9 protein-coding genes are annotated in these 11,834 nt (G+C 52.7%); 4 read left to right on the top strand and 5 right to left on the bottom strand.

The features are described from left to right. Positions 1–24: 24 nt before the first annotated feature. The 3 genes from ppk1 to ACO0LM_RS10815 all read left to right on the top strand — a co-directional run bounded on the left by ppk1 (position 25) and on the right by ACO0LM_RS10815 (position 3,834). Complete coding sequence (gene ppk1 / locus ACO0LM_RS10825; RefSeq protein WP_423037187.1) at positions 25–2,196, top strand: polyphosphate kinase 1; 2,172 nt, start codon at positions 25–27, stop codon at positions 2,194–2,196. A 2-nt stretch (positions 2,197–2,198) separates the two neighbouring features. Further along, positions 2,199–2,678: a phosphohistidine phosphatase SixA gene (gene sixA / locus ACO0LM_RS10820; RefSeq protein ID WP_422986060.1), complete on the top strand. Its 480-nt coding sequence runs from the start codon at positions 2,199–2,201 to the stop codon at positions 2,676–2,678. Positions 2,679–2,943: 265 nt separating this feature from the next. Next, positions 2,944–3,834: an EamA family transporter gene (locus ACO0LM_RS10815; protein WP_423036954.1), complete on the top strand. Its 891-nt coding sequence runs from the start codon at positions 2,944–2,946 to the stop codon at positions 3,832–3,834. Between the two features lie 12 nt (positions 3,835–3,846). Here ACO0LM_RS10815 and ACO0LM_RS10810 read toward each other — a convergent pair whose 3' ends face one another. The 5 genes from ACO0LM_RS10810 to ACO0LM_RS10790 form a co-directional block, all read right to left on the bottom strand. Continuing rightward, positions 3,847–4,710 (bottom strand): UDP-2,3-diacylglucosamine diphosphatase, encoded by an 864-nt coding sequence (locus ACO0LM_RS10810; RefSeq protein ID WP_423036952.1) that lies wholly within the window; start codon positions 4,708–4,710, stop codon positions 3,847–3,849. Positions 4,711–4,715: 5 nt separating this feature from the next. Further along, positions 4,716–5,477 (bottom strand): GNAT family N-acetyltransferase, encoded by a 762-nt coding sequence (locus ACO0LM_RS10805; RefSeq protein ID WP_423036950.1) that lies wholly within the window; start codon positions 5,475–5,477, stop codon positions 4,716–4,718. A 164-nt stretch (positions 5,478–5,641) separates the two neighbouring features. After that, the gene (locus tag ACO0LM_RS10800; RefSeq protein ID WP_423036948.1) at positions 5,642–6,124 is read right to left on the bottom strand and encodes a hypothetical protein; all 483 of its coding nucleotides are present in this window, start codon (positions 6,122–6,124) and stop codon (positions 5,642–5,644) included. Between the two features lie 303 nt (positions 6,125–6,427). Beyond that, entirely contained in the window at positions 6,428–7,756 is a 1,329-nt protein-coding gene (locus tag ACO0LM_RS10795) for a c-type cytochrome (RefSeq protein WP_423036946.1), read from the bottom strand. Between the two features lie 21 nt (positions 7,757–7,777). Next, positions 7,778–8,422 carry a c-type cytochrome gene (locus ACO0LM_RS10790; protein WP_423036944.1) on the bottom strand — a complete coding sequence of 215 codons (645 nt, stop codon included), beginning with the start codon at positions 8,420–8,422 and terminating at the stop codon, positions 7,778–7,780. 603 nt (positions 8,423–9,025) lie between these two features. On the opposite strand from ACO0LM_RS10790, the gene rpoD reads away from it, so the two are divergent. Next, positions 9,026–11,782, top strand: a complete 2,757-nt coding sequence (rpoD, locus tag ACO0LM_RS10785) for an RNA polymerase sigma factor RpoD (RefSeq protein ID WP_423036942.1) — start codon at positions 9,026–9,028, stop codon at positions 11,780–11,782. Positions 11,783–11,834: the final 52 nt, after the last annotated feature.

The raw sequence follows: 11,834 nt of genomic DNA, 5'->3' as shown, positions 1-11,834 counted from the left end.
TCTTCAACGACAGCGTCGGAAGAAATGAAACAGGAAGCCATTGCAGAAAACAAGCCTGCCGAGAAGCTGGCCAAAGCACCAAAACTTGTCAAGGCAGCCAAGCCTGCCAAGGAAGTGCCTGCTGAACTGTCACGTTCCGTCATCTTCCTTGACCGCGAAATGTCACAAATCGCCTTTAACTGGCGCGTGCTGGCACAGGCTGAAGACCGCAGCATTCCATTGCTTGAACGCCTGAAATACTTGTGCATCGTCGGCAGCAACCTGGATGAATTCTTTGAAGTCAGGGTAGCCAGCCTGCTGGCCCAGAACACTATCGATGGTGAACTGGTACAACATCCGAGCTTTCAAGCCATGCTGGAAAGAATCAGCAAGGAATGTCATGAATTAGCACAAAGACAATACGAGCTACTGAACCAGGAAATCCTGCCGCAGTTATCCAAGAAAGGCATACACCTGCTGCGTCACTCAGAACGCAATGAGGCGCAGCGTGCCTGGGTCAAAAGCTATTTTGAACGTGAAGTGCGCCCGCTGTTGACGCCGATAGGCCTGGATCCGGCCCACCCTTTCCCGCAGGTGGTCAACAAGAGTTTGAATTTCATCGTCTCACTGGCCGGCAAGGATGCTTTTGGTCGTGGTACTGCCATTGCCATCGTCAAGGCACCCCGCGTCTTGCCGCGCATCATACGTCTGCCTGATGAACTGTCGAACAATGGCATGGCATTTTGCCTGCTGTCATCCGTTATTCACTCGCACATTGAAGATTTGTTCAATGGGCGTGAGGTCTTATATTACTCACAATTTCGCGTGACCCGTGACAGCGATCTGTGGGTGGATGAAGAAGAAGTCAAGAACCTGCGTCAGGCACTGCAGGGCGAATTGCAAACCCGCCAGTTTGGTGCCGCCGTGCGCCTGGAAGTCGCCAAAAACTGTCCGGAAAACCTGTCGCGCTTCCTGCTGGAGCAATTCTCTCTCGACAGCGACCGTTTGTATCCGGTCGATGGCCCGGTGAACATGGTCAGGCTGGGCGAACTGGTTGACCATGTGAAGCAGGCAAATCTGCGCTTCCCGCCGTTCTCTGCCAAAGCCATCGTGAAATATGCGCATGCAGACATATTCACCCTGTTGCGCAAGCAAGATATTTTATTGCATCACCCCTTCCAGCCTTTCCAGACCGTGATTGATTTCATCCGCTCTGCGTCGCTGGACCCCAGTGTGGTTGCCATCAAGCAGACGATTTATCGTACTGGCATGAATTCTGATTTGATGGAATCCCTGATCACGGCAGCCAGGCTGGGCAAGGAAGTCACAGTCATTGTCGAGCTGATGGCACGCTTTGATGAAGAAGCCAATATCAACTGGGCAGACAAGTTGCAACGCGCCGGTGCCCAGGTCGTGTATGGTGTGGTCGGTCTGAAGACCCATGCCAAACTGGCGCTGGTGATACGGCGTGAAGAAGGTGGGCTGTTGCGTCACTATGCCCATCTGGGTACGGGCAACTACCACCCTTCCACTACCCGTTTTTATACTGACTTTGGTTTGTTGACGGCTCATCCTGAAATGGCAGCAGAAGTGAATGAAGTCTTCATTCACCTGACCGGCCTGACCAAGCCCAAGAAACTCGATTACCTGTGGCTGGCCCCTTTTGCATTACAGCCGCAGATCATCAAGGCCATCCGCAATGAAGCGCGGATAGCGCGCGAAGGCCGCCCGGCACGCATCATTGCAAAAATGAATGCCCTGCTGGATGAATCCGTGATTCGCGCCCTGTATGCGGCTTCGTCTGATGGTGTGAAAATTGATTTGATCATACGTGGTGCCTGCGCCCTGCGTCCTGGCGTGCCGGGTCTGTCAGAAAATATACGCGTGCGTTCGATTATTGGCCGCTTCCTTGAACATAGCCGGATTTATTATTTCCGCAATGACCTCGCACATGATGTGCACCTGGCCAGTGCCGACTGGATGAACCGCAATCTGTTCCGTCGCATTGAAGTGGCTTTCCCGGTGCTCGAAAAATCCCTGAAAAAACGCGTGATATCAGAAGGCCTGGAACCCTACCTGAAAGACAATGTGAACGCCTGGACGCTGGATTCTGAAGGTCGTTACGAACGCAAGAAAGTACGCGCCAAACAATTGCGTTTCTGCGCCCAGCAACATTTGATGCACAGCCTGGGTTCGGTATCGGATACGGATAGCTAACGATGGATTTAATTCTCTGGCGGCATGCGGAAGCCGAACCTGAAACAGCAGACATCACTGATGAATTCAGGAAGCTGACTGGCAAGGGTTTAAAACAGGCAGGCAAGATTGCCTACTGGCTTGACAGCACCTTGCCAGAGACCTGCAAGATCCTGGTCAGCCCTACCATCCGTACCAGAGACACAGCAGAAGCATTGATTGCCTGCGGCAGAAAATCCAAAATCATGCCAGAGCTGGGACCAAGCGCCAGCGTTGCCGACGTATTAAGTGCGGCAAACTGGCCGAATGGCCGCGAGCCTGTACTGATCGTCGGCCACCAGCCCTACCTGGGTCAGGTAGCGGCAGAACTGCTCGGCCATCCTTTGCAAGAATACAGCGTACGCAAAGGCAACGTCTGGTGGCTAACACAAAGACAACGTGAAAACAGCGTCACGCAAACTTACCTGAAAGCGATCATGTCACCCGACCTGGTCGTCAAATAATTATTTGCTAGTGGACTGTAACTTTGAAACAGAAGTGAAAGACGCTTGCCCGGCGATCAGGGCAAGGCAAGCTTAACACTTATGCAAAGCGATAGTGCACTATCGCGAGCATTTGCAACGCAGCCATGGTCGTCGCGCAAGTGGAAGGCACTCTGTTTTCAAATGTTACAGTCCACCAGATACCAGATCGTGGTGATGCCTGGGCCGCCAGCAACAATACAGGCCAGCTGTTAGTATACTGGTCTGCCATCACTATTCCCCCTCGATGAAACCCGTACACATTCTCGCCGCCATGATTGCTGTCATTACCTGGGGCGTGAATTTTGTGGTCATCAAGATCGGCCTGCAAGGTTTGCCGCCCGTGTTGTTTACAGCATCCCGCTTTGTCTTTGCCGCCTTCCCGCTGATTTTTTTCATTCCGCGCCCACAGACTTCCTGGAAATGGATTATTGCTTACGGCATGTTCCAGTTCGCCTTCCAGTTCACCTTGCTGTTTTGTGGCATGAAGCTTGGGTTCCCGGCTGGCCTGGCATCACTGGTGATGCAGTTGCAGGCTTTTTTCACCATGGGTCTGGCCGTATTGATGCTGGGTGAAAAAAAACCGCAACTGATGCAGGTACTGGGTGCACTGGTTGCCCTGTCGGGCATGGCCCTGGTTGCCATGCATATCGAAGCCCAGGCGACCATGCTGGGTTTCCTGTTGGTAGTGGCTGGCAGCATTTGCTGGAGCATCGCCAATATCGTCACCAAGAAAATTGGCGTCGTCAATCCGCTGGCGATGGTGGTGTGGGGTTCGGCAATTGCCAGTCCGCCGTTGATGATAGCATCACTGCTGCTGGAAGGCAGCGACGCCTGGCAAACCGCCTATGCACACTTGAACTGGACATCGGTCGCAGCGATTATTTATCAATCCTACCCCAATACTTTGCTGGGATTTGGCATCTGGTCCTGGCTGATGCGCAAATATCCGGCCGCCACCGTAGCGCCTTTCACCCTGCTGGTACCGGTGGTTGGCATGCTGAGTGCATCAGTGATACTGGATGAACCGCTGCTGTGGTGGAAAATCTGCGCTGGCTTGCTGGTACTTGGCGGCCTGGTGTGCAACCAGTTTGGCCAACGTCTGTGGGTGTGGCTTAAACCGGCAACACCGAATTAAGAGGCTGTTGATTTAAGTGCCAACGGCTTCCAGTTCCGCTTCATGTTCTGCTTCAGCCATGGTTTCAAGCGCGGGTTCCGGATGGATGATGTCATGCCAGGTCACCAGTTTTAACACGCCCTGCGCATCTTCCACCAGGGCCGACAGGCTTTCTACCCAGTCACCATCATTGCAATACAGGATGCCGTCGATATCGCGGATTTCTGGCTTGTGGATGTGGCCACAGATAATGCCATCCAGGCCTTTGCGACGCGCTTCATCCGCCAGTGCATCTTCAAATTGTGTGATATAGCTGACGGCGTTCTTGACCTTTTGTTTCAGGTATTGTGACAACGACCAGTAAGGCATGCCTGCACGTGCGCGCCAGTTATTGAAAACCTGATTGAATTTCAGGATGACGGTGTACATGCTGTCACCCACATAGGCCAGCCATTTGGCGCAGGCAATCACACCATCAAAGCGATCACCGTGCAGTACCAGCATGCGCTTGCCGGCAGCGGTGGTATGCACAAGTTCGTCACGGATTTTAATGCCGCCAAAATCGAGGTCGATGAACTGGCGTATGGATTCATCATGGTTGCCAGGCACGAAGATGACATTCGTGCCTTTCTTGGCTTTTTTCAATACGGTCTGCACCACATTATTGTGGGTTTGATCCCAGTACCAGCGGCGCTTCAACTGCCAGCCATCAATGATGTCACCCACCAGATACAGGGTTTCGGAATCGGTAGCGCGCAGGAATTCGAGCAGCTTGGCCGCCTGACAGCCGCTGGTTCCCAAATGCAAATCAGAAATCCAGATGGTGCGGAAACGCTGGGTTTCTTTTTTACCGGACTTGTACAATTTACTGTTCAGGAACTGATCGGCTGGTTTCATGATGGCTACTCCCCTGTTCCGTAGTGACGTGCATACCGGTTGTCCAGATTCGCCAATGGCAGCATGACGAACAGGTCGGCACTGTGAAAATCAGGGTCCCAGGCCGGATCACCGCAAACCCAGGCACCGGCACGCAAATATCCTTTCAGCAAAGGCGGGATGCGGGCGTCAGTTGCGCTGCTGTCGATTTCATCCAGCGGGAAAGGCACGTGCGGCGTGACACGGTAATCAAGCGGAGCAAAATCACCGGCAGTCAAACCACGATAAATCGCTGCGGCATTCTGGCCACCATCGGTCAGGCTGATGCTGGCGCAACCTATGAGGTGCGAGCAACGCTCACGGCGCATATAAGCAGCCAGGCCAGCCCATAACAGCATGATGACAGCGCCACTGCGGTAATCCGGGTGGATGCAGGCACGACCAGCTTCTGCCACGCTGCCGCGGATGTTGTGCAGGCGTGACAGATCAAATTCTGTTTCCGAATAATAGCGCCCCATCTGACGGGCCGCATTTGGCCCCATGACGCGATAGGTGCCAACTACTTTCAGGCTCTTGGAGTCACGTACTATCAAATGATCACAGTAGTCATCAAATTCATCTTTATCCAGCCCGTCCGGGTTGGACAGGGCCGACAAGCCCATGCTTTCGATAAATACCTTGTAACGCAGGCGTTGCACTTCCGTGACTTCTTCTGGCGTTGTAGCGAGGCTCAGATTGAGTTTGGAAAAACTTGGATTAGCATCCGCGGGTATCGTAAGTAATCGCATTCATCGTCCTTGTCATGTTGTTCGTTGATTCGACGAACGAAGGATAATCAAGGATTACTTCAGCAAGATGACAGCCAGATGTCGGTTTGATGACAGGTAAAAAAACAACAATCCCCGGGCAAACCAAGGTTTTCCGGGGATTTCTTAAAGGCAAGGATCTGTGCTTACTTTTCTTTCTTTGGGCGTCCGGCCTTCAGGGGGGCCAGTCCGGCAATCAGTTTCTTCAGCGCTGGCACATCGGTTTTGCTCAGCAGTGCCACGCCTATGCGCAACAACTGACTTTTCTTTACTTCCACACCGGCCTTCAGGCAGGCTTTTTTGACGGCACCCAGTGCTGCGTATTCACTTTCCGGCATCGTGAAGCTGTCACGTACCAGTTTAGGTTTTTTCACTTTCTCTACAGGAACGGTAAGCAGCTTGGTAACCGGAGCAAGCACTTTGGCTTCTGCCGCTTTCACGACCTTGGGAGCTGGTACTGGTTTGGCTACCGCTGCAGACTTGGCCTTGGGCACGGGTTTTGCCACGCCTACAGGCTTGGCTACCACCGCTTTTTTAACTGCAGCGACTGGACTCTTCTTCACAGCCGCCTTTTTGGGCGTACTTGCTGCCACTACGGGATTCGTTTTTTTGCTCGTTGCAGTTACCATTTCAACCTCCATATTTAAAAACATGTAAACAATATAAACAATTTATTGTTGATATGCAAGGAGGAAGCATAGCCAGCAGAAATGACAGCCGCATTACCAAATGCGGCTGTCACAGAAAAATCACTCTCATTTTGAAAACCTGGGTCTATTTGTGCCTGGCATCCACGTCGCCTTTCCAGGGCACTGCCGGTGCTTCAGACAGTGCTTTTCTCCAGTTGAGAGGCATGCATTGTTAGCAATTGGTGTTCGTCACATAAAACAAGGGCACGAGCCGCTACGGTCAACAAGGTCATCCAGCAAGTCTCAATCCAGCGTCGCCGTACGATAACGATTGACTTCGGCCGCCGTCACCACCGACGCCTGATTACCCCAGACATTGCGCACATAACTCAATACCAGTGCTACCTCATTGTCAGACAAGACCTGACCAAATGGCGGCATGCCATATGGGCGGGGGTTACCTTTGGTCACGGGTGGAAAGCCGCCCGCCAAAATCAAGCGCACCGGATTAGCCACCAGTTGTGTCTGTATCGCGGGGTTGCCTTTCAGGGCCGGGTAAATGGATGGCACCCCTGCCCCGGTGGGACCATGGCAATCAATGCAATGCGTCTTGTACAGTGCAGCGCCAGATTTCATGACGCCATCCATGGTTTCCTGGCTGATGTTTTGCGCAGACAGTGCACGATCAAATATATCTTTTTCTTCGGCCTTCACCGCTGGTGTGGCACGCAGGTATGTCACCATTGCGCTCATATCCTGGTCCGACAAATGTTGCAGGCTAGCCGACACCACTTCCGCCATGGGGCCGGATACAGCAGTATCTGCGTTGATGCCGTTTTTCAGCAAGGCCAGCAATTGCGGCGCCTGCCATTGCGCCAGATTGATTTCCTTGCCGTTTGCCAGAGAAGGCGCGTACCAACTGGTGAGTGCCAGTTCGCCACCAGACAAATCAGCCGTACCGGCATTCGCCCCCAACATATTGCGGCTGCTATGGCAGGCACTGCAATGGCCAAGTCCATTCACCAGATAGGCGCCTCGGTTCCATTCAGGGCTTTGCTGTGCATCTTGCCGGTAGACTGTGGGACGGAAATAGGCGGCACGCCAGAACGCCAGCAAAGCCCGTTGATCATACGGAAAGCGCAACTCATGCGGCTGGTTGGGGCGCTCTACCTTGGGGATGAACTGGAAATAGGCATACATGGCATCAGAATCCGCGCGCGTCACCTTACTGTAGTTGGTATAGGGAAAAGCCGGATACAGCATGCGCCCGTCACGCCCTTTGCCGTTGTGCAAAGCCTGCCAGAAATCTTCTGCGCTCCAGTTACCAATACCGGTTTTCACATCGGGGGTGATATTCGGCGCGACAAAATCACCAAATTCGGTCTGCAGTACCCTGCCACCGGCAAAGGCGGCACCACCACGAGCAGTGTGGCAGGACATGCAGTTACCGGCACGCACCAGGTATGCTCCGCGAACAACCAACTCAGCAGCGTTCGCGGCATTGGGAACATGCGCCTGCGCAAGCGCTGCCTGATGATCGTCCACCACATAATAACCATATGCCGCCACACTGGCAGCACCCAGCAAACTCACCGACACCAGCGCCAGCAAAATCAATAAAAATCTTTTCATGTGGTTCTGTCGTATCTGGATTTAGCGAGGAATACTGCCGCAAGACAGCGGGAACTGACGCCCACCGGTATCAGTAGATGTCAATGCTATTGCGTCTGTTGGCACATGCTGCGCCGCCAGCCAGGCAGCAATCGCTGAAATATCCTGGGGCTGCAGTTTGGCTGCCACTTGCTGCATGCAATCTGGCGCATGCGCCTTGCGGCTGCCGGTTTGCCAGGCACCCAGTTGCGCAATCAGGTAATCCCGGGGTAAACCCAGCAAACCCGGAACATATGGTGCCAGACCGGTTAGTTTGTCGCTATGGCAGGCAATACAGGCAGGCAAATCACGTGATTTATCGCCATTCAACACCAATTGCCGGCCCTGCTCCAGCGCGGATGCCGGTGCATCAGTTGCCTGCGGCGCAGAATAGGGAGGATGCTGATTTGAAAAATATTCCGCAATTTCTTTCAGGTAGGCGTCCGACATATGGGCGACCATGTAACGCATGGCAGGATAAGCGCGCTTGGCATCACGGAAATTAAGCAATTGATTATAAAGATAACCTGCTGGCTTACCCGCTATCCTGGGGTAAAAACCATCCGTGCCAGCCCTCCCTTCAGCACCGTGACAGGCAGTACATGCCTTCAAGCGCTGGGCCAGGGTATCCGGAATATTTTGTGCCACAGCAAAAACCGGCACAAGCAATATGGTTGAAAAAAGGATGTTTCTGCAGCAGGAAGAAAAAAAGCGGATAGTCACTACCATCATCAAGGCAGACAAAAAGAGGCAAAGAGCATAGCTTATCAGCTTGCCCGGATTATTTCTCAAGACCCGCCCGGACCGTGATGCAGATCAAACTGCCTTCAGTTTTACTGACCAAGTCAAGCAGAATTTGCCATTTCATGGAAAAGATCAGGATAAATAATAAAGACAGCGGCGCAATATCTGCTTCTGGCATGGGACATAGATGGATAAGCGATCACTTAGCCTGCCACCTGAAAACTTTCTGCATAGAAAAGCAAAGTCTTGCTTGTCAAGAAGGCCCAAGCCGAGGATAATTCTGCCCTTTCGTCTCGATTTGAGACTCAGATTCAGCATGATGAGATTGGCCCGCTTTAATTCACTTAATCTTCACTTAAGCTTCATTTAATCAGCGGGCTTTTTCATCCGCGCCGCGCCTGCCGTTGATCTGTTACTGACTGTTATTGACGATCGCCTGCAGCTTTTTCGCCTTGCTATTGCCAAACACTTTTGACAAGCATTTGTTGTCGTATTCGAATTTGTTACATGAAAAACAGCTCAACTGACTCAACCATTTCTCCAGCAACAAAAACAGGATCCACGCTCACATTAGGTAAAAAACCATCACTGCAACTGAACCGCAGTGCACCGACTATTTCGCGCACAACGACAGTACAGATGGTCGTGCCAGTCGCCGATATCACTGAAGAGATACCGACACTGGTTTCTGCACCGGTAACGGTCATCACCAAGCGCCGCTCGCGCCTGCAAATGACAGGCGCCGATACGGGCGCGGCCGATACGGCAGAAACAGTCACACCTGCTGACAATGACAGCCCTGCTTTGCTTGCTGGCGACAGCAACGACCAGGCAGATGAAGGCATGCCAAACAATGCCCAGGCAACGCAGGCGCGTGAAGAAAGCATCGTCGCAGACAGCAAGCCAGAAACTGGCGATACAGATGCCGCAAAACCGCGTGTGGTGGTTATTCGCAAGACCGCGCCTAAACTGGCCAAGAAATTGCTACTGGCAGACCAGCAGACAGCTACACCGGCAGTCATTAAACGTGAGGCACGCATAGGTTCGGGCAAGCTGGCACCACCAGCACCGGTAGTGACACTGAAACCAGTGTCACCAGTGTCACCAGCGCCATCATTCCAGGCAGCAGCCATATCTGCTGCCGCACCTGTCATTGTGCCCATAGCTGCTTCTGTAAGCGTCGCCGCGCCCGCCGTCAGCAGTATGGCGGATATTGATACCTCGGCTTATATCTTGCCGGCGATGCGGGAGCCGGCAAAACGTGGCCGCAAGTCATCCGAATTCAATTTTGAAAACGATGAAATCCTGGCGTTGAATGCAGCAGAATCCGCAGAAATGAAACGTGCGGCACGTGCCAAGGCCAAGAAATCTAGCGCAGGCGGTTCTACCAGTATTGCCAGTACCGCCAACAGCGAAGAACAGCTTGACCAATATCGCAAGCAACTGACCAAATTGATCAACCTGGGTAAAGACCGCAGCTACCTGACCCATGCTGAAATCAATGATCACTTGCCAGACGATGTTGCTGACGCCGAAATGATACAGGGCGTCATCAGCACCCTGAATGACATGGGTATCGCTGTATACGACAGTGCTCCCGATGCGGCGATGCTGCTGCTGAGCGATAATGTCGCCACCAATGTCAGCGAAGACGAAGCTGAAGCAGCCGCAGCAGCGGCACTGGCCACTGTGGATTCCGACTTTGGTCGCACCACCGACCCGGTACGCATGTATATGCGCGAAATGGGTGGCGTAGAACTGTTGACACGTTCAGGCGAAATCGAGATTGCCAAGCGCATAGAAGATGGTCTGAAAGACATGGTACAGGCGATCTCTGCCTGCCCCGGTACGATACAGGAAATCCTGGATATCGCTGACAAGATATCCAAAGACGAAATCCGTGTCGATGACATCATAGACGGTTTGCTGGACCCCGATGCCACAGATGCACTGGCGATAGTACTCAGCGATGCCGATGAGCTGGACGAGCTGGATGACGACGACGATGCAGTAGCCGACAATGCCAACGGCATCAGCGACGAACAATTGCAACAGTTAAAAACCACCGTGCTGCAAAAATTTGCGGTGGTCGGCATGCGCTTTGAGCAAATGCTGGCAGCCCGCGCTGCAGACGGTTATCAGTCACCTGCCTATCAACAGGCACAGCAAGCCATCACGCGTGAATTGCAAGGCATGCGCTTCAGCGTCAAAACCGCAGAAAAACTGTGCGATACCTTGCGCAAGCAAATGAAGACCCTGCGCCAGACAGAAAAGCAGATGCTGGAATTGATGGTCAACAAATGCGGTATGCCCCGCGCCTATTTTGTTGAGCATTTCCGTCAGAACGCCTGCAATCCAGAATGGTTGAACCATGAAATCAATGGCACATCCAGTTATGCCGCCATCCTCGGCAGGAATATCCACGCTGTGCGCGAGTTGCAACAACGACTGATCGATCTGGAACAGAATGTTCGCCTGCCTTTGAGTGACCTGCGCGAGATCAACAAGCAGATGGTGGCGGGTGAAAAACGTTCCAGCGAAGCCAAGGCTGCCATGACCGAGGCCAACTTGCGCCTGGTCATTTCCATCGCAAAAAAATACGTCAATAGAGGCCTGCAATTCCTTGACTTGATTCAGGAAGGCAATATCGGCCTGTTAAAAGCCGTTGATAAATTTGAATACCGTCGTGGCTATAAGTTCTCTACCTATGCGACCTGGTGGATCAGGCAGGCAATTGCACGCGCTATTGCCGATCAGGCACGTACCATACGTGTGCCGGTGCACATGATAGAGACTATCAACAAAATGAACCGCGTCAAACGCCAGTTGCTGCAAACCAGCGGGCTGGAACCTGAACCGGCAGCGATCGCCGAAAAAATGGGCCTGCCAGAAAACAAGGTACGTGAAATCCTGAAGATTGCCAAAGAACCGGTGTCGCTCGATGTCCCTATCGGCGACGATGGGGATTCGCAACTGGGTGATTTCATTGAAGACAGCATGACTCTGTCGCCGATGGCCGCAGCCATGCAGGCATCGGTACAGGAAAAACTGAAGGAAGCCCTGGATTCACTCAGCCCGCGCGAAGCCAAGGTCTTGCGCATGCGCTTTGGCCTGGAAACCAGTACTGAATTTACGCTGGAAGAAGTGGGCAAGCAATTTGAAGTCACGCGCGAGCGCATACGCCAAATTGAATCCAAGGCAATGAAAAAACTACGCCACCCTGCACGTGCCGATCATTTGAAGAGCCTGATGGAAAGTAGTTAAGCCTCACCGGCTTTTCAGCGCGTTAAAAAAGCACTGCTCTTTAAAAGACAGT

It is taken from the genome of Undibacterium sp. Di26W (assembly GCF_049340265.1).
Taxonomy (GTDB): domain Bacteria; phylum Pseudomonadota; class Gammaproteobacteria; order Burkholderiales; family Burkholderiaceae_D; genus Undibacterium.
The sequence above is the reverse complement of the archived record's forward strand: the minus strand, read 5'-3'. Positions and strand labels throughout refer to the sequence as shown.

Coding starts and splice junctions, on each gene's coding strand:
- ACO0LM_RS10815 (WP_423036954.1), top strand. CDS start 2,944: ATGAAACCCGTACACATTCTCGCCGCCATGATTGCTGTCATTACCTGG.
- ppk1 (WP_423037187.1), top strand. CDS start 25: ATGAAACAGGAAGCCATTGCAGAAAACAAGCCTGCCGAGAAGCTGGCC.
- ACO0LM_RS10805 (WP_423036950.1), bottom strand. CDS start 5,477: ATGCGATTACTTACGATACCCGCGGATGCTAATCCAAGTTTTTCCAAA.
- rpoD (WP_423036942.1), top strand. CDS start 9,026: ATGAAAAACAGCTCAACTGACTCAACCATTTCTCCAGCAACAAAAACA.
- ACO0LM_RS10810 (WP_423036952.1), bottom strand. CDS start 4,710: ATGAAACCAGCCGATCAGTTCCTGAACAGTAAATTGTACAAGTCCGGT.
- ACO0LM_RS10795 (WP_423036946.1), bottom strand. CDS start 7,756: ATGAAAAGATTTTTATTGATTTTGCTGGCGCTGGTGTCGGTGAGTTTG.
- ACO0LM_RS10800 (WP_423036948.1), bottom strand. CDS start 6,124: ATGGTAACTGCAACGAGCAAAAAAACGAATCCCGTAGTGGCAGCAAGT.
- sixA (WP_422986060.1), top strand. CDS start 2,199: ATGGATTTAATTCTCTGGCGGCATGCGGAAGCCGAACCTGAAACAGCA.